Source organism: Amorphoplanes friuliensis DSM 7358, from assembly GCF_000494755.1.
In the GTDB taxonomy this organism is placed as follows: Bacteria; Actinomycetota; Actinomycetes; order Mycobacteriales; family Micromonosporaceae; genus Actinoplanes; species Actinoplanes friuliensis.
The window spans coordinates 3,005,852-3,027,502 of record NC_022657.1 but is presented as its reverse complement, the minus strand read 5'-3'; the positions used below and the strand labels follow the sequence as shown (position 1 = coordinate 3,027,502).

Here is a 21,651-nt window from a genome sequence, read left to right as displayed (position 1 = left end):
TATTGCCACCTTTGTGCAACAGCGGCACGCTCACTGTCCGCCGGCGGCCGACAGCTGAGCCAGATCCAGGCTGCGATCGGCCCAGCGTGTCATCAGCGCCGGATCGTGAGTGACGATGAGGACACCGGCGTCGTGGCGTTTCTGGTAGTCGGTGATGACGGCCGCCAGCAGGGCCTGGGTGGCGGCGTCGAGCATGGTGGTGGCCTCGTCGCACAGCAGATAGTGCGGCGTGTGCGCGAAGGCCCGCGCGAGGCAGGCCCGTTGCAGCTGCCCGTCGCTCACCGCGTGCGGGCGGCGGGTCAACAGGTCGGCGGTCAGCCCCACCGTGTCGGCGAGTTCCGCCACCCGGCGTTCGATCTCCGGCCGGCCGGCGACGCGCAGCGGCTCGGCGATGATGTCGGCCAGCGACAACCGCGGATCCGCTGCGGCACGGGGGCTCTGAAAGAGCACACCGATACGGGTACGGACGGCGGCCGGCACCGCGTACCGGGTGCCGGTGATCGCCGTGCCGTCGATGATGACCCGCCCGGCCGCCGGACGGTGCAGCAGGGCCAGGACACGCAGCAGGGTGGACTTGCCCGCGCCGGACGGTCCGCGCAGCCCGACCGTCTCACCCCGCGCGACGCTCAGCGATACCCCGTCGAGGACCCGGCGGTGGCCGTAGGCGACGGTGATGCCTTCGGCGGTGATCACCGGTGGGCTCCGATCGGGTGATGACAGGCCAGTCGTCCTTGCTCGTCGGAGTCGAGGCCAGGCCGGCTACCACACTCTTCAGCCGCACGGGGGCAGCGAGGCGCGAAGGCGCAGCCAGCCGGCAGGTCGGTCAGCATCGGTGGATGGCCGGGGATCGGTGTGAAGGCGCGGTCGGGCAGGGCGTCGAGCAGGGCGTGGGCGTACGGGTGCCGGGGCCCGCCGAAGAACTCCCGGGCAGGCCGATGTTCGACGATCCGGCTCGCGTACATGACCGCGACGGTGTCGGCTACCCGTTCCGCGGCGGCCAGATCGTGGGTGATCAGAATGACCGCCGATCCTTGGTCGCAGCGGGCCCGCAGCAGGTCCAAGGTCGCGTCGACCAGCGGCCGGTCGAGCCCGGAGGTCGGTTCGTCGGCCAGCAGCAGCGGCGGGTCCGGGGCCAGCGCCAGCGCGGTGACGAGGCGCTGGGCCATGCCGCCGGACAACTCGTGCGGGTAGAGGTCGAGGTCGGCCGGGGCGAGGCCGACTCCGGCGGCCACCGTCTCGGCGTCGGTGCGGGCCCGGCCGTGGGCGCGCAGGGTCTCCTGCAGGAGGTGCCGGCCGGTGCGGACCGGGGTCAGCGCGGTGGCCGGGCTCTGCGGAACCAGGCCCACGCGGCGTCCCCGTACCGTGCGGGCCAAGGTCTTCTCGTCGGCGGCGAGCAGGTCGACCAGTGCGTCATTACCGTGCAGCAGCGCGGTCCCGCTGACAGTGGCGTTAGCGGGCAGCAGACCGAGCAGCGCGTGAGCGAGGACGGATTTACCGCAGCCGGACTCCCCCACCACAGCCAGCAGTTCACCAGGTGCCACAGCGAGGTCGATACCGGTGACGGCCTCCACGATGGCATCGGGCAGCCGGAACCGTACGGTCAAGTCTTTGATCGTCAGCATCGTCGAGGTACGCACGGTGGTGCTCACAGGTGCAGCTCCGCTCGGACGCGGGGGTCGAGCCGGTCACGCCAGCGGGCGACCACCGCGGCGAGGGCCAGGGTGACGATCACGATGACCAGCCCCGGCATCAGGCTGGCCCACCAGGCGCCGGTCAGCAGGGAGCCCTGCCCGCCGTTGATCATGTTGCCGAGCGAGGCGAGATGCGGTGGCAGTCCGAGTCCGAGGAAGGACAGGGCGGTCTCGTGCCAGACGGCGTGCGGCACCATCAGCGTGGTGGCCAGGGCCAGTTTCGGCAGGACGTGCGGCAGTAGATGCCGGGTCAGCACGCGCAGCCGCCCGGCGCCGCCGCTGATCGCGGCGTCGATGAACGGCCGGGTGCGCAGGCTGAGCAGCTCGGAACGCACGATCCGGGCGGTGGACAGCCAGTGGGTGAGCCCGACCGACAGGATGACCGCGCCGAGACCGGGCCGCAGCATCGCGACGATGAAGATCCCGAGCAGCAGGTGCGGCAGGGCGGCGACGGTGTCCACGATGCGCATCAGGATCCGGTCGACCGGGCCGCCGAGCGTGCCGGCGATGCCGCCGACGACCCCGCCGATCAGCGTGGCAACAAGGGCGGCGACCGCACCGACCAGCAGGGAGACGCGCAGGCCGTAGAGCGTGCGGTGAGCGACGTCGCGCCCGAGGTCGTCGGTGCCGGCCGGGTGGGCCCAGGACGGGGCGAGGCGGGTCTGCGAGAGATCGACCGCGCTCTGGTCCAAGGGCCAGAGCAGGGGCGCGAGCAGGCAGGCGGCCACGGCCGAGGCCAGCACGGTGGTGGCGATGGTGACGCCGAGACGTCCCGGCCGCAGGCGCACGCGCGGCAGCCGGGCCCGGCGCAGGGTCAGGTCAGCCATCAAGACGCACCCGCGGGTCGGCGGCGGCGTAGGCCAGGTCGGTGAGCAGATTTGCGCTCAGCACGACTGCGGTGGTGACCAGAGTGATCGCGGCGAGCAGCGGAAAATCACTGCCGAGCGCGGCCTGCACGCTGACGGCGCCGAGGCCGGGCAGCGAGAACACCGTCTCCACCAGCACCGCCCCGCCGACCAGCTCCGGCAGGTGCGTGCCGATCAGGGTGAGGAACGGCAGCAGCGCCGTCCGCAGCGCGTGTCCGAACAGGACGGTCCGGCCCGGCAGCCCGCGGGCCCGGGCGGCCAGGACGTGGTCGTCGCGCAGGCTCTCGGCGACCGAGTCCCGCACGAACAGCAGGAACCACGGCGCCTGCGAGACCGCAAGCACCCCGACCGGCAGGATCAGGTGCCGGGCGACGTCCGCCACCGATGTCGTGGTGGAGGTGATCCCGGTCAGGCCACCGGCGGGCAGCCACCCCAGGGTCAGCGCGAACAGCGCGATCGCGGCGAGACCCAGCCAGAACACCGGCATGGCCTCGACCGCATAGGCCGCGGCCCGCAGGCCACGATCGAAGAGACCACCCCTCCGGTACGCGGCCAGCGTACCGAGCACGAGGCTGGTCACCAGGACAACAGCAAGGGCGGCCCCGACGAGCAACAGGGTCCAGCCTGCCCGGGAGCCGAGGACCGCGGTCACCGGTTCGTGGCGGCTGGTGGACCAGCCCAGGTCACCGCGCAGCAGGTTGCCCACCCAGCGTGCGTACTGCACCGGGAGCGGGTCGTCGACTCCCCAGTTCGCCCGGATCTGGGCCAGGTTCTCACTCGTGGCGGTGAAGGCGGCCGCGCCCGCGTACTGCTTGGCCGGGTCGATCGGTGAGGCCGCGCCGAGCAGGAACATGCCGATGCTGGTCGCGATCAGAACCGGCACCGCGACCAGCAGCCGGCGGCGGATCACCGCGCCCGCCCCGGCGATCCCCCGCCGGCGACGCGCGGGTGGTGCCTGTGTCACTGCCGGGTCCAGGTGTTGATGTTCCACCACAGACTGTTGGCGACGTCGTGCTCGTGCGCCTCGACGCGCGGGCTCACCCCGGTGATGCCGTCCTTCACCACATAGGTGTGCTGCAGGTAGGTGAGGAACACCCAGGGCGCGTCGGCGGCAAGTTGCTGCTGGAACGTCGCGTAGGCGGCTCTGCGCTTCGCCGGGTCGGCCTGGTCACGGCCGTCCTGCAGCGCCTTGTCGGCGACCGGGGACCGGTAGCTCCCGGGGTTGAAGTAACCCTGCCCGGCGAACTGCGACCCGAACAGCTTGTAGGAGACGAAGTCCGGGTCGTAGGGGGTTCCGAACCCCATGAGCAGCGCATCCTTGGTGATCCGGGTGTCGATGGCGTCCCAGGTGAGGCCCTCCGGGCTGACCTTGATGCCGATCTTCCGAGCGTCCGCGGTCACGGCCAGGGCCAGTTCCTTGCGCAGGCTGTCGCCGGCCGGGTACATCAGCGTGAACGCCGCCTGCTGTCCGGCCCTGGCCCGGATCCCGTCCGCACCGGGCGCCCAGCCGGCCGCGTCGAGCAGTGCGGTCGCGGTCGCCGTGTCGGCCGACGGTTTGCCCGCCGGCGACGGGTCGGCGTACTCGGAGGTCGGTGGGATCGGCCCGTACGCCGGTTCGCCGGCTCCGGCGAGGACGCCGGTCACCATGGCCGAGCGATCCACGCCCACGGCGAGCGCCTTGCGGACGGCCAGGTCACCGGTGACGGGGTGACCGAGGGGCAGCATCACACCGCGGTAGTCGGCGGTCGGCACCCGCTGCACGGTGTAGCCGGCGGCGGTGTCGAAGGCCGCGGCGAGTTTGGGAGGAAGTTCGGCGGCGTCGAATTCGCCCGCCCGCATCCGTTGTGCCCGTACGTTGTCGTCGGCGACGAACGCGACGATCAGCTTGCGGTTGGCGGGCTTACCACCCCAGTAGGTGTCGTTGGCGGCGAGCACCAGACGGTCGCCGGTGGTCCAGGACTCCACCCTGTACGGACCGGTGCCGATCGGCTTGCGGTTGAACGCCGCCTTGTTGATGTCCTGGCCGCTCAACAGTTGTGCGGGCACGACACCCAGCGTCAGGCGTTGCAGGAAGGGCGCGTACGCGTACCTGAGGGTGAACACGACCGTGGCCGGATCCGGGGCGGTGACCGAGGTGAGCATCTCCAGGTCGGACCGCAGCGTCGAGTCGACCTTCGGGTCCAGCACCGCCCGGTAGGTGAAGACGACGTCCGCGGCGGTCAGCGGGCTGCCGTCGTGGAACGTCACCCCGTCGCGCAGTTTTGCCGTGACGGTCCGGCCGTCCGCGGACACGACCGGGAGCTCGACCGCCAGGGCCGGGACCAGCGTGTTCTTCACATCCCGGGTGACCAGGCCGTCGAAGATCAGCGAGGCTCCGTCGACGCCGAAGTTGAGCACCGGGTTCAGGGTGTCCGGCTCACCCGCGGTCGCGACCACGAAGGTGGAGCCCGCCTCGGACGACCCGGCTGGGGCCGGTGCAGACGAACAGGCGGCGAGCAACAGAACGCCGGTGGCCGCCAGCAGGCGACTCGCAAAAGCAGACGATCGGACCATCACAGGGGTGACTCCCAGGGTCTGGGCAGGCCGGGGTCACCGGCCGGCGGAGGCTTCTGGTGCGATCGGAAACTCTGCCTGCCATGCTTACGCAATTGCAAACTGATTGCAATAGACGGGTGCGCGTTCAGGCAGAGTCGGCGGGCGGACGACCCCTGGCGGCGTGTCGCACGCCGGCAGCGGGGCACCACGGCCTTCCGCTCGCGCACGCTGGGGAGCCGGGCTGGAAGGAGGCCGTCATGATGCGCACGCCCGTGCGGGAGGACCTGGAACGGCGTGTGGTGGCAGCCGTCAACGAGGAACGCCGCCGTGCCCGGCTCGGCCGGCTCGTCGCGGAGCCGCTGCTGGCCGTCGCGGCCCGGGCGCACTCCGATGACATGGCGCAGCGGGGCTACTTCAGCCATCACTCCCCCGAGGGCACGACCGCGGGAGACCGGGTGGCGGTGACCGGATACCAGTTTGCGGTGGTCGGTGAGAACATCGCGTGGGGGCAGCGCACCGCCCGCGAGGTGATGACGGCGTGGATGAACAGCCGCGGGCACAAGGCCAACATTCTCGATGCCGGTTTCACCAGGATCGGTGTGGGCGTGGCGGCCGACCGGCACGGCTCCCCGGTGTGGACCCAGGTGTTCGCCGCCTGACCCCGGCCCGGCCGGCGTTGATCGGATGCTGATCCGTTGCTGATCTCAATGCTGCAAGGTGGTGGAGGTCCCGGCGCTGCCGAGGACCCTTCCTGAGGAGAACATCACGTGGATCTGCAGCTCACCGGTAAGACGGCATTCATCAGTGGCTCCAGCCGGGGCATCGGGTACGCGACCGCCAAGGCCCTGGCCGGCGAGGGTGTGGACGTGGTCCTCAACGGCCGCGACCCGGCGAAGCTCGCCACCGCCGTCGAGACGCTGAGCCGTGAGGTGCCCGGTGTGTCCGTCAGCGGCCTCCCCGCCGACTTCACCATCAGCGAGGAGGTCGACCGGCTCAGCGCGCAGCTGCCCGAGGTCGACATCCTGGTCAACAACGTGGGGCTCTTCGAGCTCAAGCCCTTCGACCTCATCTCCGACGCCGACTGGCGGCAGTACTTCGAGGTGAACGTGCTCAGCGGGGTCCGCCTCGCCCGGCAGCTGCTGCCCGGGATGCTGAACCGCGGATGGGGTCGCATCGTGTTCGTCAGCAGCGAGTCCGGCGTCAACGTCCCCGCCGACATGATCCATTACGGCACTTCCAAGACGGCGATGCTCGCCGTGGGCAACGGCCTGGCCAAGCTCACCCGCGGCACCGCGGTGACCGTCAATTCGGTGCTGGGCGGGCCGACCTACTCCGACGGCGTCGCCGACACGGTCAAGTCGATCGCCGCCGCGCAGTCGCTGCCGGAGGAACAGATGAAAGCGGCGATCATCGGCGCCAACAAGACGTCCCTGCTCGAGCGCTTCATCGAGCCGGCCGAGATCGCCAGCGCCGTGACGTTCCTCGCCAGCCCCGCGGCGTCCGCGATCAACGGCTCGGCTGTACGCGTCGACGGCGGCGTGCTGACCAACCTGCTGTAGCCGTCACCGGTCGTCGGGGGTGTAGACGGCGAGTCTCAGGGACGGATCGTCGTTGGCCTGGAACGTCGCGTACGTGTAGCGCCGGCCCCGCAGGGTCTTGGCGCCGGCCCGGCTGTGCCGGATGTCGTGCTGCTCCCACCAGCGCCGGAACTCGGGACTGAGGGCCAGCGTCTCGCGCACCTGCTCGAAGGATGGATCCCCGGCCCACACGGCGTAGGCCGCCCGGAACTGGGCCGTCACCCGGCGCGCCTCGGTCGCCCAGCTCATGCCGAACACCTCCCGCGCCTCAGGGGACAGCAGGAGATATTCCAGGACGTTGCCCGCCACCATGCCGGGGAACAGCTCGATCGCCGCGGCGTTGGCGAGCAGCATGTCCCAGCGTCGGCCGGTGACGTACGCGGGCTGCGGCAGGCTGGTGACGATCCGCCGGATCGCCGCGGGCACCTTCTCCCGGACGAACGGTGGGCGGTGGTTGCCGCCGGCCAGCTCCTGCAGGTGGGCCCGCTCGGTGGGGTCCAGTCGCAGCGCCCGGGCCAGCGCGTCGAGGGTCGCCGCCGACGCACTGACCGCGCGGCCCTGCTCGAGCCGGATGTACCAGTCGACCCCGATGCCGGCCAGGTCGGCGACCTCCTCGCGGCGCAGGCCGGGGGTGCGTCGCCGGGCGCGGTCGGGCAACCCGACGTCGGCGGGGGTGAGCCGTTCCCGCCGGGAGCGCAGGAACTCGCCCATCCTGGTATTGCTCATACCAGGATGATACTAGTCCTGGATGCCCCGGCCGGCAGGTCGCAAGCTGGCCTCATGAGAGCTGTCATCCTGCACGAGTTCGGCCGTCCGGTGGAGATCACGACGGTGGCGGATCCGGTGGCCGGCGCCGGGGACGTGGTCGTCGACGTGGTCGCAACGGGCGTGCTGCCGTACACCGGCGAGGTCCTGAGCGGGGCCCGGCGTTACGCGCTGACGCTGCCGGTGATCCCCGGGCCCGGCGCGGTCGGCCGGGTCCGCTCGGCCGGGCCGGACGCCACCCGGCTGGCCCCCGGCGACTGGGTGCTCGTCGACCCGACCGTCCGCTCCCGCGACGGCGGCCTCACCCCCGACATCACGCTGCAGGGGTGGAGCGCCCGCGGGGACGGTGGCCTAGTGCTGCAACGGTATTTCGGCAACGGTGCCTTCGCCGAACAGGTTCTGGCACCGGCCGAGAACGTCTTCCCGATCGGAGACATCGATCCCGCGGATGCGCCACGGTGGGTTGCCGCCGGCGTGTGCCTGGTGCCGTACGGCGGACTGCGGGCCGGCGAGCTGCGGCCCGGTGAGACGGTGCTGGTCAGTGGCGCGACGGGCAACTACGGCAGCATCGCGATCGCGGTGGCACTGGCGATGGGTGCGGGCATCGTCGTGGCGCCCGGCCGCAATGCCGATCTGCTCGACGCTCTGGTCCGGCGCTTCGGAACCCGGGTGCGGCCGGTGCGGCTGACCGGGGACGAGGGCGCCGACCGTGCGGCGATGCTCGCCGCCGCAGGCCCGGTCGACCTGGTGCTCGACCTGCTGCCGCCGCAGGCGCCTGCCGCTGCCGCGCGGGCGGCGGCGATGACGGCCCGCGAGCACGGCCGGGTTGTCCTGATGGGCGGTGTCGGAATGCTCGGCGGCGACGACCTTGCTCTGCCGTACCCGTGGCTGATGCGCAACAGCATCACGGTCCGCGGCCAGTGGATGTATCCGCCCGCGGCCAACACCGAGCTGATCCGGATGGTCGCCACCGGCCTGCTCGACCTGTCCCTCTTCGACGTGACCACGTTCTCCCTGGACGAGACGGAGAAAGCGGTCGCCGACGCGGCAGCCCACGCCAGGAACTTCCACCTGACCACGATCTGCCCCCGCTGACTTTCAGTCGAAGACGACGCGCATCAGCCTGCTGGAGGCCCAGTCCTGCAACCGGGTCGGCCTGATCGTGCCGGGGTCGTGGGGCTGGTTGAGGTCGTCGACGATGGCGGCGAGCACGTCGGCGCGTTCGGTGGGATCCGTGACCGTGAACGCGTGCGCCGGCAGATCGGCCCTGACGCCGTTCTTGAGGTGGAAGGTGAAAGCAGGGTTCGCCAGCAGGTTCGCGTGCCAGCTGGTCGCGCCGCCGCCCGCTCCGCTGCACAGATAGGTGGCGCCGTGGGCGCGGTAGAAGAAGATCTCGATGCGGCGAGGCCGGCCGGTACGCCGTCCGATCGTGGTGATGTCCACGATCCGCTCATGCGTTCCGGCCGCGGGCGTGATCTCGATGGCCCGCCTGATCCTGTCGGGCAGATGGTCCAGGGCTGTCATGCGGCGTCCTTCTCCGACAAAGCTGATGGTGAGTCGAACGACTCACCACTCGAAGCTACGTCGGGCGGCAGTGGTGAGTCAAGCCACTCACCTCGCTATCATGCGTTCATGACCCGACCGTCGGCCTATCACCAGCGGGTGGCGGAGGAGAAGCGCGCGCTCATCGTGCGGGCCGCCACCGAGCTCTTCCTCGAGTCGGGCTACGACCGGGCCTCCCTGGCGCGGGTCGCCGAGCGCGCCGGGGTGTCGAAAGCCACGCTGTTCAAGCAGTTCCCGACCAAGGCGGCGTTGTTCGACGCCATCGTCATCACCTCGTGGGCCGAGACCGGCGTCGCCGACATGCCGCCGGCCGGTGATCTGGCAGCCGGTCTGACGGTGCTCGGCCGGCGTTACGCGACCCTGGTGACCCAGCCGGAGATGACCGACCTGTTCCGCATCGTCATCGCCGAGCTCCCGCGCTTTCCCGAACTGGCCAAGGCGCACTTCTCCCAGGGGAAACTGCCGTACTTCGAGTCCGTCCGGTCGTACCTGGTGACCGAGCGCGACGCGGGGACCGCCGCCATCGCCGATCCGGAGCTGGCCGCCACGCAGTTCCTGGGGATGATCTCCAACTATCTGTTGTGGCCGGCCCTGGTGCTTCCCGGCTGGACAGTCACCCCCGCCCGGACGACCGCGGTGGTGGACGAAGCCGTCCGCACCATGGTGGCGCGGTACGGCGCCTGACAAAGGGCACGGCGCGCGGCCGTGCCCTTCGCCGTGGTCAGCCCCAGAGTGACGTGGTCCAGTCCTCGCTGGAGGAGAAGCGGGCGCCGGTCCAGGCGCCGGTGGACCAGGCGCGGCCCGACCATGCCCGGCCCGACCAGGTCGGGTCGGTCCAGGACTGGACACCGCCCCAGGGAGCTCCGAGCCAGGTCGCCGCGCCCCACGTCTTGGAGGCGAAGGACGTGCCGGTCCAGCCATTGCCGGCGATCGGGTTGCCCATCCAGGTACCCCCGACCCAGGAGTTGCCGGTGGCGGAGTACGCGGCCCAGTTCGCGCTGTGGAACGGCCCGAAGACGGTGAACTCGCCGGAGAGCTTGACGTTGTTGCTCACCACCCGGCTGAGGCCGCGGGCGTCGTCGAGGTTGCCGCTGCCATTCGAGGGCACGTAGAGCTGTGTGCTGGTCAGGAGCGGCGTCAGGCCCAGCGCGTTGTTGACGTTGACCTCCTTGAGCCGCATCGAGCCGGCCTTGCCGGTGGCCAGCGTGGTGCCGCCCTTGAGCGCGCTCTTCACCTGGTCCGGGGTCAGCCACGGCTTGGCCTGCAGCAGCAGGGCGGCAGCCGCGGAGGTGACGGCGGCGGCCTGCGAGGTGCCGCTCCCGCGGAACAGCGTGGTGCCGCTGCGGGCACCCGGGTACGCGACGTCGATGCTCGATCCGGGGTCACGCAACGACAGGATCGACTCGCCCGGTGCCAGCACGTCCGGCACCTTGTCGGCCGTACCGCTGTTGGTGAACGGGGCCAGGTCGTCGTCGGCGGTGGACAGGGTGCCCTTGGTGGCGGCCGCGCCGACCGCGATGACAAACGGGTCGGTCGCCGGGTTGGTGAGCATCGTGGCGGCGTTGCCGTCGTTGCCGGCCGCGGCAACCACGACGATGCCGGCCTTCCACGCCTGCTCGACGGCGAACTGCAGCGGGTCGGTCCAGGCCGAGGGGTTCCCGCCGCTGCCGTACGAGAGGTTGAGCACGCGGATCGGGTTCGCCGGGTCGTGGTTGCGGTTCTCCACCACCCAGTCGATCGCGGCGATCACCTGGGAGACGTCGACAGCGCCGTTGGCGGTGCCCAGCTTGACCGACGTCAGCTTGGCGCCGGGTGCGATGCCCCGGCTGCCGCTGGCCGGGTCGTTGCCGACAATGATGCCCGCCATGTGCGTGCCGTGGCCGTACGTGTCGAGGTAGCGCAGGTTCGCCGCCTGGGACTCGAACGACAGGTCGGGGCCGTTGACGAGCTGCCCGGCGGGCAACCCGTCCACGGGCGCGACGCCGGTGTCGAGCAGCGCTACGCCGACGCCGGCACCGGTCAGGTTCGCCGCGGCGCCGGTGTCGGCACCGATGATGGCGCGCACGTCCCGCAGTGAGGTGCCGGCCGCCGTACCGGTCGCGGTGCTCAGCCACCGCCCCGCCCAGCCACCGCCGAACGCCATGGCCGCACCGGCAGGAGCAACCGCGGAACCACCGGCCAGGGCAAGCGGCAGCACTGCCGCCGCGGCAGTACGCAGAATTCCTCTTGTCCGCTTGACCATGCGTCCTCCGTAGCGTGCGGGTTGCGATGTGGTTGGGCCATCGGCCCGGTCCGCCGGTCCCTGAAGGGAAACGCCGAGTGATCTGGTTCATGCCGGACCTGTTCAGTCGGGCTACCGCCTGCCGATAGGGCACAGGTGATTCACCTGTCGCCCGTTCCCGCGCCGGTCGAGGCCGCGCGTGTCGCCGCCCTGGCGGCCGAGCTGGACGAGCTGGAGAACCACGAGAGTCACGACGTACAGGAGATCCTGGCCCGGGCCACCGCGGCGGCCGAGGCGGCCGATCGGTCCGGGGACGAGGTTCTCGGGCACCGGGCCCGGCTGGTGCAGGCCGACATGCGCCGCCGCGAGGGTGATCTCGGCTCCGCTGCCCGGACGTTCCTGGCGACCCACCGCTGGGCGGAGCAGAACGACTGCCGGCCGCTGCGCGCGCGCAGCCACTTCCATCTGGCGCTGACCTACCACTACCTCGGTGATCACGCCGCCAGCCTGGAACACGCCCTGAGCGCGGTCGAGCTGCTCGACGACGACGAGCCGCACGGTCTGCGCATCATCCATCTCATCCGTCTCGCGAACTCGCTGGCCGAGGCCGGCTCCACCGAGGCGGCCCGGGACCGGTACAGGCAGGCCGAGCGCATCGCCGTCGGCATCGGCGACCTGACCCGGCAGCTGCTCGTGCTGAACAACCTCGCGTACACCGAGCACGAGGCCGGCAACGTCGACATTGCGTGGTCGGCCGTCGAGCGCATGCGTGCCGTGGCCCGGGCGATCGGGCGCGAGTTCCTCATCGTCGAGCGCGACACGATCGCGAACATCCAGGTCAGCCTGGGCCGGTACGCCGAGGCCGAGGAGACCCTGCGGGACGTGTACGACTCCCCGCCGTGGTTCGAGGCGCACGACGTCGCCGAGGCGTCCCTGACCCTGGCTGCAGCGCAGCGGCGCCTGGGTGCCCTCGACCGCGCCCAGGCCAGCCTCGACCACTGCCGGTCGCTGTGCGACGAGCACCAGCTGGCCGGCGTCCGCGTCCGCGGCCTCGCCGAACAGGCCGAGCTGTACGCCGCAGCCGGCGACCATCTGGCCGCGTTCGAGGAGTACAAGCGTTTCCACGCGGCGACCGAGGAGCTGCGCTCGACACAGCTGGAGGCCCGCGCCCGCAGCCGCCAGGCGATGTTCGAGACCGCCGAGGCCCGCCGCGACGCCGAGCACTACCGGGAACAGGCGCGCCGCGACCCGCTCACCGGGCTCTACAACCGCCGGTTCATCGACGAGCGGCTGCCCCAGGCCATGGCGGAGGCACTCGCGGCCGGTACGCCGCTCACGGTCGCCCTGATCGACCTCGACTTCTTCAAGCGGATCAACGACACGCTGTCCCACGACGTCGGCGACCGGGTCCTGGTGGCGGTGGCCGTCCTGTTGTCGGCCCGGCAGGACAGCCTGGCTCCCGACGGCTTCGCGGCCCGCATGGGCGGCGAGGAGTTCCTGGTCGTCCTGCCCGGCGTGAGCGCCGCCGACGCACCCGAGCGGCTGGAGACGATCCGGCACGACGTCGCCTCCTACCGCTGGGCACCGACAACTGGTGAACTGCCGGTGACCGTCAGCATCGGCGCCGTGAGCGTCCGGGCGGAGGGCGATCAGAGCCAGGCCGCCCTGCTCGCCGAGGCTGACCGCCGGCTGTACGCGGCGAAGGACACCGGCCGCAACCGCGTCGTCGCCCGGCCCGTCCAGCCGTAAGAGGCGGATCGCGGCCCGACCGATCGTCCGGCTAAGGTGCTGGCCAACCGTTTTGTCATCGTTGGTCCACCACCGCACCGGGGAGATCCGTGCCCGACAACTCAGTCCTCATCGCGGGCGGCGGCATCGCCGGCCTGGCCCTCGAGCGCGCGCTGCGCCGGCAGGGCGTGCCGTCGGCCCTGGTGGAACGCGATCCCGACGGCGGTCTCGGCGGTCTGGCCATCCATCTCACCGGGAACGCGATCGCCGCCCTGCACACGCTCGGCCTCGGGGAGGGCATCGAGCAACTCGGCCGTCCGGTCCGGCGGCGGGAGTACCGCAGCAACAAGAACCGTCTCCTGTGCACCATGGACGAGGAGGCGCTCTGGGCTCCCGGCAGCCGGCCCCGGCTCGTTCGCCGGACGGATCTGATGGCCCTGCTCGCGGAGGCCCCGGACGGCGGGGAGTCGCGGCGGGTCGCCACCGTGACCTCGGTACGACCGACCACGGCCGGTGCGGCGGTCACCTTCGCCGACGGTCACGTCGAGGAGCACGGGCTGGTGGCCGGGGCCGACGGGGTGCACTCGGTCGTTCGCACCGAGCTTCTCGGGGCGTCGGGCACCCGCGCCGCGCTGCTCAGCACGGCGAGCTGGCGGGGCATGGCACCGAACCCGGGCGTGGACTGCCTGACCGTGTGGATGGGCCGCGGCAGTGCCGCCATCCTCATCCCGTTGTCGGACGACGAGGCGTACTTCTACGCCTCGTCGGTCCAGGGTGGACCCGTCGAGAACGATCCGTCGTGGCTCGGGCGTACGTTCGGCGACTTCGCGGGGCCGATCCCCGAGGTGGTCGACGCGCTCATGGCCGACCCGTCCCGGCTGTACCACTCGCCGGTCACCGAGGTCCGCATCCCGGAGTGGAGCAAGGGCCGCTGCGTGCTGATCGGCGACGCAGCCCATGCGACCGCGCCGGTCTGGGGTGCCGGGGCCGGGCTGGCTATGGAGGACGCTCTTGTCCTGGCCGACGTGCTCGCCGAGGGTGACTGGGACACCGCCGGCGCCCGCTTCGAGGCGCGACGCCGGGCCCGGGTCGGTCACATCGCGAAGATGACCGACCTGACCAGCCGCGGCGCCGGGACACCGGTGTGGATCCGCGGCCTGCTGCTGCCCCGGACCTACCGCGCGACCTACCTGCCGATGCGCCGGCCGCTGGACCTGCGCCCGCGGTGAGTCAGCCCTCGGGGGCGCAGGCAGGCGAACCGCTCAGCGCACCGACGAGTGTGGTCGCCGCCCGCGTGTGTTTCGCGTAGGCGTTCGGAAAGGCCGACACCTGGACGGCCTGGGCCGCCTCGGTCAGCTTCAGCTGCTGCCAGTCGTCGACGGCGAGCAGCTTGTCGTAGAACTTCCGGGTCTGGTACGCCGGGTCGGACAGCTGCCGGGGTGTCCCCCAGCCCTGGCTGGGACGCTGCTGGAACAGCCCGATCGAGTCCCGGTCGCCGCCGCGCAGGTTGCGCAGACCGGACTCCTGCAGGGCGGTGGCGACGGCGATCACCGCGCCCTCGCTCGGAACCTGCCGGTCGCTGCCGATCGTGATGATGAGACGCGCGTTGGCGACCTGCTCGTCGGTCCAGTCGTCCAGGGACGACGTGGCCGGGACCGGCGCGCAGGCCGCGTCCGCGCGCAGCAGAGGACTGAGGACAAAGCCGGCCAGCACGGCGATGCCGATGACAAAGAGCGCACGCACGAAGCGGGATACCTTTCCGGGTCAGGAGGCGTAGATCGAGAACTTCGCGGTCCAGCGCGACGACGAGCCGAAGGACGCGGGCCACGTGCCGAACGGGCGCGACTGGCTCCAGGCACCCTGGTTGGCACTGCCGGTGTCGTAGCTCAGGTTGTTGTCACCGTTGGTGTTGTACACCAGCCAGTACGCCGTGTTCGGGGCCAGCGTCGCGGCGACCGGCCGGCTGTTCCACGCGTTGGCCGTCAGCGAGCCGGACGTGCTCGACGCGACCAGCGTGCCCGGTGAGCCATCCGCATCGGTGTAGACCGCCACCTGGTACTGGTTGCCCGGCGAGGCCTGCACCGACTTGGCGTAGACGGAGATCTGGCTGATGGTCAGCGCGGTGGACCCGTTGACGAAGCGCGAGCCGTTCATGAAGTTCATGTCGCCGGAGTCGAGCGAGCCGCCCACCCGGTCGTACCCGAACCGCGGGGCGCTCGGGTCGGCCGTGGTGAACGAGAACTGGTGGTTGGCCGCGAGCGCGTTGCCCGCCGCGTCGGTCACGCCCGTCCGGACCGTCACGGTGTACGGCGTTGAGGCGGCCAGCGCCGCGGACGGCGTGATCGTAGCCGTCTGCTGGGTCGTGTCGTAGGTGACCAGCCGGTTGACCAGCGTGCCGCCCGGGCCCCGCAGTTCGAGGTTGGCCTGCGTGATCGTGCCCGCCGCCATGGCCTCGCTGAACCGTACGGTGATCGGCGCGTTGGGTGCCACGGCGGTCGCACCGGCGGCCGGGTTGGTCGAAGTCACCGTCGGCGCGGCGGTGTCCGCACCGGTGGTCGCGTAGATGGAGAACTTCGCGTTCCACCGGCTGGCCGTGCCGAACGTCGCCGGCCAGGTGCCGAACGCCGTGGAGCCGCTCCACGCCCCCTGGTTGGCCGTTCCGGCGTCGTAACTCATGTTGTTGTCGCCGTTGGTGTTGTACATCAGCCAGTACGGGGTGTTCGCGGTCAGCGCCGCGCTGATCGGCCGGGTGTTCCACGAGTTGGCGGTCAGCGTGCCGGTCGTGCTGGTGGCCAGCCGCGCACCCGGTGAGCCGTTCGAGTCGGCGTAGATCGCGAGCTGGTACTGGTTGTTCGGTGCCGCCTGCACGCCCTTGGAGTACACCGACATGGACGTGACCGTCGCCGCCTCGGCCCCGGTGACGAACCGAGAGCCGTTCATGTGGTTCACGTCGCCGGAGTCCAGCGACGCCCCGACCTGGGTGTAGCCGATCCGCTGCGAGACGGGTGCGGCCGCATAGGTCGCGGTGTACGTGGTGGCCGCCGTCGGCGCGGTGATGACGTGGCTCTGTGCCCCGTTGTCGGACCACGACGTGAACGTCGACGAATTCTGCGGCGACGGCGCGGACACCGAGTTCGTCGAGCCCTGGATCACCGTACGGGTGAACGGTGTGATGCCCGACGACGAGCCGACGGCGAGCTGCAGCCCGGCCGGTGCGGAGTTGAAAGTCAGGTCGACCGTCCTGGGCTCCAGCCGCCGTGTCACCGCGTGCGTGAGCCCCTGCTGGTCCGTGGCCACGAGCTTGAGCTCGAGGTACGACGGATACTCGTGGTCGGGCGCCTCGAACGACCCGGACGCCACGCCGTTCCAGCTGCGGATGCCGTGCGCATGGCAGGTGTCCGGTGTGGAGCAGTGGTGCATGACCAGGTCCCAGTCGAGGCGCGACGCGGCCAGGGTGCCCTGCTGCGGATCGGTGGCGTGACCGGAGAAGCCGATCGTGTCGCCGACCTTCCAGGTGGTGGTCGCGACCGGTGTGTCGATGATCGCCGTGGGTGCCTCGTTGCCGGGCGCGACGGCGATCGTGGCGGTGCCCGTCGCGTTCAACGTGTCGGTCACTGTCAGCCGCGCGGTGTAGGAGCCCGCCGTGGTGTAGGTGAAGCTGGCCGTCGGCGAGGTCGAGTCGGTGATGCCGTCGTCGGTGAAGTCCCAGGCGTAGCGCAGGCGGCCCTCGTCGGCCGGATCGGGGTCCGTGGAGCCGGCACCGTTGAAGGTCACGGTCAGCGGCGTCGGGCCCTGTGTCGGCGTCGCGTCGATGACCGCACTCGGCGGCTGGTTGCCCGGGAAGTAGCGCACCCGGCGGATGGTGCCGCCCAGGTCGGCGTAGTACAGCTCCCCGCCGGGACCGACCTCGAGGTCGACCGGGCTGGCCGCGTCGGAGACGAAGGTGCGCACCTCGGCGGCGTTGGGCAGGCCGCCCGGCGTGGACGGCAGCGAGGCCCAGATGCACCGGCGGGAGTAGTCGGCGAAGAAGACCGCACCGTTGTACGCCGCCGGGTAGGAGCCGCCGTCCGCCGGGTAGAACGCCACGCCGGTCGACGACGAGCTGCCGGTCGGGCAGGCCTCACCCGCGACCAGCTTGCTGGAGTGGTTCCAGGCGACGAACGGCGCGGTGTGCGTACCCGAGGGCTGGGTGTAGAGGGCTTCGCAGATGGGCAGGTTGGCGCTGTCGTAGCCGGACTGGCGGGCGTTGCCCTCCCAGCAGGGCCAGCCGAAATTGGTCACGCCCGCGGTGGCGTCGACCACGCGGTTGACCTCCTCCCAGGCGTTCCACCCGGTGTCGGAGATCCAGGCCTCACTGGTCCCCGGCCGCATGGTGATCCGGTACGGGTTACGCAGGCCGTTGGCGACGATCCGGCGGGTGTCCGCGTCGGCCGCACCGAGGTTGGGGTTCCCGGCCGCCGCCGCTCCGGTCGCCGGATCGAGGCGCAGCAACGCGCCGTCCAGCTGGGTCTCGTCACCCGAGGTTCGGATGTCCTGCGCCCGCAGGGCACCGCCCTCATTGGCCGGGTCGGCACACGGGTTGGTCGGCGCCCCCGAGGGGAACTGGCCGTAGTCGACCGCGCTGAAGCTCGCGCCGTCACCGGCGGCGACGTAGAGCATCCCGTCGGCACCGAAGGTGATGTCACCGATGGAGTGGCTCGGGAACTGCTGGCACCAGTCGTGCAGCAGCACCTGCTCGCTGCCGGTCATCGTGTTGCCGGCGGCCCGCAGGCGCGACAACCGCCCGGTGACCACACACCGCCCGTCGTTGGCGTTGGCGCACACGTCGTTCCAGACCGGGGCGGTCTGCCCGGGCGGCGCGTCGTAGGTGTACAGCACGTAGACGTACGGGTCGGCCGGGAAGTTCGGCGCCAGCGTCATGCCGAGCAGGCCGCGGTCCCACTGGTTGTGCACGTTGGCCGACAGGTCGGCGAAGACCGCCGGGGTGGTGTCGGCGAGGTCGTCGAAGACCTTGATCTTGCCGCCCTTCTCGGCGACGAACACGCGCCCGTCCGGGGCGAACTCCAGATCGACCGGCGAGCTCAGCCCGCTGAAGACGATCTGCTCCTGGAAACCGCTCGGCAGTGCGACCGCTGTCGCGGGTTGTGAGCCGACAAACGATGACATCGCGACAACTGCCGTCAAAGCGGCGAACCCACTGAGCACACGCCGAAGCACGGGCATTCCCCTCCCCCGTTCGCTGGCGCGATGGATGTCCATCACTCCCAGAGATCGACGAAGCCTAACGAGACCGGGAACGCCCGCATGTCGGCTGACCGACTCGACCGTCCGCCGACCGGCCAGAACCGCCCGTCCGTCCGGCCGATGACCGTCGATCGGCCGGTGGGGCTGCCCGTACGCGGTATGGCCATCCACAGGCGACGGTGCTTGCATGTCCCGGTGATGGTGGCTGCGCTCGGCCGTTCGTGTGCCCGTCTGCGGTGGCCGATCCTCGGCGCCTGGCTGGTCCTGGTCGTCGCCGGTCTGGTCCTGGGCGGCCAGGTCTTCGACCGGCTCTCCACCGCCGGCAGCCTGCCGCCGGACGCCCCGTCACAACTCGCGGAGCGGCGGGTCGACCGGTTGCAGCCCGAAGGCCCGGTGGTCGTGGCCGTTGTCGGCGGTCGTGACGTGTACGACCCGGCGGTGGTCCAGGCGGTCACGGCGGTCACCGGCGAGATCCGCACGATGGACGGCGTGGCCGAGGTCGAGGACCTGTACAACGCGGCAGGCGGACGGATCGGCGCCGACAACCGGCGTTCGCTGATCCGGGTCGAGCTGCGGCAGGGCCTGCCGGACGACCGGCGCGAGCAGGTGGAGGACGCGGTCGCCGCGGCGCTGCACCGCATCGACGCCCCCGAGGTGCTGGTCGGCGGTGAGAAGCTCGCCGAGCGTGCGTTCGAGGACCAGGCGATCGCCGACGCGGCCCTCGGCGAGTCGGTCGCGTTGCTCATCCTGCTGGTCGTGCTGGTGGTGATCCTCGGCGGTTTTGTCGCCGGGCTGATCCCGCTGGTCGCCGCGGTGGCCGCCGTGTCCGTGACGCTGCTAGCCCTGTTCGGGCTGACGGCGTTCACCGAGGTCAGCCCGTTCACGGTCAACGTGGTCACCCTGCTCGGCACCGGGCTCGCCGTCGACTACGCGCTGCTGGTGCTCGCCCGGTTCCGCCAGGAGCGCGACGCCGACCCCGGCGCTGCGATTGCCGAGCTGCTCGGCCGTACGTCGGCGACCGCCGGCCGTACCGTGTTGATCTCCGGGCTCGCTGTCGCCGCGGCGATGGGTGGTTTGTCAGTCTTCTCCGAACCGCTGCTCGGGGCGATGGCGCTGGGCGGCGCGGTGGCGGTGCTGCTGGCGACCCTGGCCGGCCTGACCGCCGTCCCCGCGCTCATTGCGGTGGCGCATCGCCGCATCCCTGCACGGGTGCCGGCTGTCGGCCGCTCCGGCCGTGGCCCAGGCCTGCTCGCGCGGCTCGCCGGATTTGCCCAGGCCCGGCCCGGGCCGGTCGCGCTGGCGGTCACGGCCGGCCTGCTCGCGCTGTCGCTGCCGTTCGTGTTCGCCGTCAACCTGGAGAATTCCGACGCCCGCGCCCTGCCCGCCTCGGCCGAGGCCCGCAAGGTGCAGGAGGTGGTGCAGCGCGACTTCAGCGGCGGCCAGGCCGACCCGATCGTCGTGGTCGTCGACACCGACCCGGCCGGGACACCGGTCCGCGACTTCCTCAACGCCGTCAACACGCTGGACGGCGTGCTCCGGGTGGAACCACGCCCCGACATCGCCGGCCCGGCGGCCATCCTCGACGTCACTCCCGAGGGCGCCACCGCGGACCGGACGTCCCGGGACGTCGTCCGCGCGATCCGGGCTCTGGACACACCGTTCCCGGTACTCGTCGGTGGCGCCGCCGCGGAGCTGGTCGACTACCGCGACTCGGTGGCCGGCCGCTTCCCCCTCGCCCTGCTGGTCGTCGTGCTGTCCACGCTGGTACTGCTGTTCGTGCTGACCGGCTCGGTCGTGCTGCCGGTCAAGGCGCTGATGATGAACGCCCTCACCCTGCTCGCCACCCTGGGCGTCCTGGTCGTCGTGTTCCAGTGGGGTGTCGGCAGCGCGCTGCTCGGCTTCGACTCGTGGGGCGCGATCGACGTCACCACCCCGGTCCTGCTGTTCGTCTTCGTCTTCGGACTCTCGATGGACTACGAGGTCTTCCTGCTCGCCCGGATCAAAGAGGAACGGGACCCACGCGACCCCACCGGCGACCGGGCCGTCCGCGCCGGCCTGGAGAAGTCCGGGCCCGTGGTCACCGCGGCCGCGCTCTGCATCGGCGTGGTGTTCCTCGGCTTCCTGCTCGGCGATTTGGTCGCCGTCAAGGAGATCGGCTTCGCGATGACGGTGGCCCTGCTGCTCGACGTCACGGTGGTCCGCGGCCTGCTGCTGCCGGCCCTGATGAAGCTGCTCGGCGAGTGGAACTGGTGGGCACCGGCCCCGCTACGCCGGCTGCACGAGCGACTCTTCGTCCAGCCTGACGATTCAGAACGTATGCGCTGAAGGCCGGGCCTGCCGGCAATTCGCGCAACGCAGCCGGTACAGGGCATAGTGGCCGCGATGTCGTCGACGCGGTGAAGAAGGTGGTTCGGCTTGACGAGCACAGGTGCCCGGTGGTCTCGCCCCGCCGCCTCGATCGTGCTGGCCGGTGCGGTGCTCGCCGTGTCCGCGGCACCCGTGGCGGCGGCCCCTCCGGCCATCCGCATTCAGAGCGTCTCGTCGGACCAGGTGAAGTCCGGTGAAACGGTGCGGGTGCGGTTCAAGGCCACGAACAATAATAAACGTACCGAAAAGGTCTTCGTGGCCGTGTCCGGCGGCCTGCGCTGCACCGCCGGGTGTTCCGCGGCCCCGGACATCCGGGCCGGCCAGAGCCGGACTTTCGAGGCCACGGTGGTCGCGCCGAAGGTGAGCGCCGGCGAGGAGAGCGGCCGCAACCTCGCGGTCAGCGTGCGGATCGGCAGACAGACCGCGTTCGACCACAAGATGATCCTCGTACGCGGCGCGAACACGTCACCCTCGGCGGTGAGCCGGATCTCCGGTCGCGTCCGTGACGCCGGCGGCGACGCGATCGGCGGCGCGACCGTGGCCGTCCGGGACAGCGCCGGGCATGACTACCGGACGACCACGAACGCCGGCGGCAAGTTCACGATCACCTCGAACGACAGCAGGCCGATCGCCGCCGGTCCCATCACGGTCGCCGCGGCCAAGGACGGCTATCGCAGCGCCCGCGCGACCGTGCAGGGCGCCGGGGGCCGCGCCGCGACGGTGCGGCTGACCCTGGCCGCCGTCGCCTCCCCCTCCAAGGCACCATCGTCACCGGCCGCCGTGGCGAGCGTTCCCCCCGTGGCCGAGGAGGAGCCCGCGACAGAGGAGAGTGTCACCGCCGCGCCGGCCACCACCGAGAAGGTCGACGGCGAAGGCAGTGGTCTGCTGCTTTTCACCATCCTGGGCGGGCTCCTCATAGCCGCGGGTGTGGGCACGCTCGCGCTGATGATGATCCGCCGGAGAGCCCCCGCGTCGGACCCGACGATGGCGGCGCCGACCGGTGCGGGCGGCAGTGGCATGGCCGACGCCCCGACCGCGGTGCTGCGTACCGTGCCGCACGACTACGGCAGGCCGACGCCTCGGTGACAGATCCG

At 71.3% G+C, this 21,651-nt stretch carries 18 protein-coding genes; 8 read left to right on the top strand and 10 right to left on the bottom strand.

Features of this window, described 5'->3' with window-relative positions:
- Positions 1 to 30 precede the first annotated feature (30 nt).
- The 5 genes from AFR_RS14095 to AFR_RS47790 are packed head-to-tail and all read right to left on the bottom strand — an operon-like array spanning position 31 to position 5,110.
- On the bottom strand, positions 31 to 693 hold the full coding sequence (locus tag AFR_RS14095) for an ABC transporter ATP-binding protein (protein WP_023361145.1): 663 nt from the start codon (positions 691 to 693) through the stop codon (positions 31 to 33).
- The gene (locus tag AFR_RS14090) at positions 690 to 1,649 is read right to left on the bottom strand and encodes an ABC transporter ATP-binding protein (protein WP_023361144.1); all 960 of its coding nucleotides are present in this window, start codon (positions 1,647 to 1,649) and stop codon (positions 690 to 692) included. Before AFR_RS14090 ends, AFR_RS14095 begins: the two co-directional genes overlap by 4 nt.
- A complete protein-coding gene (locus tag AFR_RS14085; protein WP_023361143.1) occupies positions 1,646 to 2,518 on the bottom strand; it encodes an ABC transporter permease in 873 nt (290 codons plus the stop codon). The genes AFR_RS14090 and AFR_RS14085 overlap by 4 nt, the downstream gene beginning before the upstream one ends.
- Positions 2,511 to 3,521: an ABC transporter permease gene (locus tag AFR_RS14080; RefSeq protein WP_084298024.1), complete on the bottom strand. Its 1,011-nt coding sequence runs from the start codon at positions 3,519 to 3,521 to the stop codon at positions 2,511 to 2,513. Before AFR_RS14080 ends, AFR_RS14085 begins: the two co-directional genes overlap by 8 nt.
- Positions 3,518 to 5,110, bottom strand: a complete 1,593-nt coding sequence (locus tag AFR_RS47790) for an ABC transporter substrate-binding protein (RefSeq protein WP_023361141.1) — start codon at positions 5,108 to 5,110, stop codon at positions 3,518 to 3,520. Before AFR_RS47790 ends, AFR_RS14080 begins: the two co-directional genes overlap by 4 nt.
- Positions 5,111 to 5,349: 239 nt before the next feature.
- On the opposite strand from AFR_RS47790, the gene AFR_RS14070 reads away from it, so the two are divergent.
- Positions 5,350 to 5,751, top strand: coding sequence for a CAP domain-containing protein (locus AFR_RS14070; protein WP_023361140.1), 402 nt, complete (start codon positions 5,350 to 5,352; stop codon positions 5,749 to 5,751).
- Between the two features lie 108 nt (positions 5,752 to 5,859).
- Positions 5,860 to 6,651: an SDR family NAD(P)-dependent oxidoreductase gene (locus AFR_RS14065; protein ID WP_023361139.1), complete on the top strand. Its 792-nt coding sequence runs from the start codon at positions 5,860 to 5,862 to the stop codon at positions 6,649 to 6,651.
- Between the two features lie 3 nt (positions 6,652 to 6,654).
- Here the strand turns inward: AFR_RS14065 and AFR_RS14060 are convergent, their stop codons facing one another.
- Complete coding sequence (locus AFR_RS14060) at positions 6,655 to 7,395, bottom strand: helix-turn-helix transcriptional regulator (protein ID WP_041840856.1); 741 nt, start codon at positions 7,393 to 7,395, stop codon at positions 6,655 to 6,657.
- Between the two features lie 54 nt (positions 7,396 to 7,449).
- On the opposite strand from AFR_RS14060, the gene AFR_RS14055 reads away from it, so the two are divergent.
- A complete protein-coding gene (locus tag AFR_RS14055; RefSeq protein ID WP_023361137.1) occupies positions 7,450 to 8,529 on the top strand; it encodes an alcohol dehydrogenase catalytic domain-containing protein in 1,080 nt (359 codons plus the stop codon).
- A gap of 3 nt (positions 8,530 to 8,532) precedes the next feature.
- Here the strand turns inward: AFR_RS14055 and AFR_RS14050 are convergent, their stop codons facing one another.
- A complete protein-coding gene (locus AFR_RS14050; protein ID WP_023361136.1) occupies positions 8,533 to 8,958 on the bottom strand; it encodes a nitroreductase/quinone reductase family protein in 426 nt (141 codons plus the stop codon).
- Between the two features lie 108 nt (positions 8,959 to 9,066).
- On the opposite strand from AFR_RS14050, the gene AFR_RS14045 reads away from it, so the two are divergent.
- Positions 9,067 to 9,681, top strand: a complete 615-nt coding sequence (locus AFR_RS14045; protein ID WP_023361135.1) for a TetR/AcrR family transcriptional regulator — start codon at positions 9,067 to 9,069, stop codon at positions 9,679 to 9,681.
- 37 nt (positions 9,682 to 9,718) lie between these two features.
- On the opposite strand, the gene AFR_RS14040 is transcribed toward AFR_RS14045, so the two are convergent.
- Positions 9,719 to 11,239 carry a S8 family serine peptidase gene (locus AFR_RS14040; RefSeq protein WP_084298022.1) on the bottom strand — a complete coding sequence of 507 codons (1,521 nt, stop codon included), beginning with the start codon at positions 11,237 to 11,239 and terminating at the stop codon, positions 9,719 to 9,721.
- 135 nt (positions 11,240 to 11,374) lie between these two features.
- Between AFR_RS14040 and AFR_RS14035 the strand changes: the two genes are divergently transcribed.
- On the top strand, positions 11,375 to 12,967 hold the full coding sequence (locus tag AFR_RS14035) for a GGDEF domain-containing protein (RefSeq protein ID WP_023361133.1): 1,593 nt from the start codon (positions 11,375 to 11,377) through the stop codon (positions 12,965 to 12,967).
- An 89-nt stretch (positions 12,968 to 13,056) separates the two neighbouring features.
- Positions 13,057 to 14,175, top strand: a complete 1,119-nt coding sequence (locus AFR_RS14030) for an FAD-dependent monooxygenase (protein WP_023361132.1) — start codon at positions 13,057 to 13,059, stop codon at positions 14,173 to 14,175.
- Position 14,176: 1 nt separating this feature from the next.
- Here the strand turns inward: AFR_RS14030 and AFR_RS14025 are convergent, their stop codons facing one another.
- Both AFR_RS14025 and AFR_RS44525 read right to left on the bottom strand, forming a co-directional pair.
- Positions 14,177 to 14,689, bottom strand: a complete 513-nt coding sequence (locus AFR_RS14025) for a hypothetical protein (RefSeq protein WP_023361131.1) — start codon at positions 14,687 to 14,689, stop codon at positions 14,177 to 14,179.
- Positions 14,690 to 14,710: 21 nt separating this feature from the next.
- A complete protein-coding gene (locus AFR_RS44525; RefSeq protein ID WP_023361130.1) occupies positions 14,711 to 18,112 on the bottom strand; it encodes a PQQ-dependent sugar dehydrogenase in 3,402 nt (1,133 codons plus the stop codon).
- Between the two features lie 276 nt (positions 18,113 to 18,388).
- Here AFR_RS44525 and AFR_RS14015 point away from each other — a divergent pair, with 276 nt between their 5' ends.
- Together AFR_RS14015 and AFR_RS14010 are read left to right on the top strand one after the other, a co-directional pair.
- A complete protein-coding gene (locus tag AFR_RS14015) occupies positions 18,389 to 20,515 on the top strand; it encodes an MMPL family transporter (RefSeq protein WP_041842170.1) in 2,127 nt (708 codons plus the stop codon).
- 90 nt (positions 20,516 to 20,605) lie between these two features.
- Entirely contained in the window at positions 20,606 to 21,643 is a 1,038-nt protein-coding gene (locus tag AFR_RS14010) for a carboxypeptidase-like regulatory domain-containing protein (RefSeq protein ID WP_023361128.1), read from the top strand.
- The last annotated feature ends 8 nt before the right edge of the window (positions 21,644 to 21,651 follow it).

Coding starts and splice junctions, on each gene's coding strand:
- AFR_RS14085 (WP_023361143.1), bottom strand. CDS start 2,518: ATGGCTGACCTGACCCTGCGCCGGGCCCGGCTGCCGCGCGTGCGCCTG.
- AFR_RS47790 (WP_023361141.1), bottom strand. CDS start 5,110: ATGGTCCGATCGTCTGCTTTTGCGAGTCGCCTGCTGGCGGCCACCGGC.
- AFR_RS14070 (WP_023361140.1), top strand. CDS start 5,350: ATGATGCGCACGCCCGTGCGGGAGGACCTGGAACGGCGTGTGGTGGCA.
- AFR_RS14060 (WP_041840856.1), bottom strand. CDS start 7,395: ATGAGCAATACCAGGATGGGCGAGTTCCTGCGCTCCCGGCGGGAACGG.
- AFR_RS14055 (WP_023361137.1), top strand. CDS start 7,450: ATGAGAGCTGTCATCCTGCACGAGTTCGGCCGTCCGGTGGAGATCACG.
- AFR_RS14050 (WP_023361136.1), bottom strand. CDS start 8,958: ATGACAGCCCTGGACCATCTGCCCGACAGGATCAGGCGGGCCATCGAG.
- AFR_RS14045 (WP_023361135.1), top strand. CDS start 9,067: ATGACCCGACCGTCGGCCTATCACCAGCGGGTGGCGGAGGAGAAGCGC.
- AFR_RS14040 (WP_084298022.1), bottom strand. CDS start 11,239: ATGGTCAAGCGGACAAGAGGAATTCTGCGTACTGCCGCGGCGGCAGTG.
- AFR_RS44525 (WP_023361130.1), bottom strand. CDS start 18,112: ATGTCATCGTTTGTCGGCTCACAACCCGCGACAGCGGTCGCACTGCCG.
- AFR_RS14015 (WP_041842170.1), top strand. CDS start 18,389: ATGGTGGCTGCGCTCGGCCGTTCGTGTGCCCGTCTGCGGTGGCCGATC.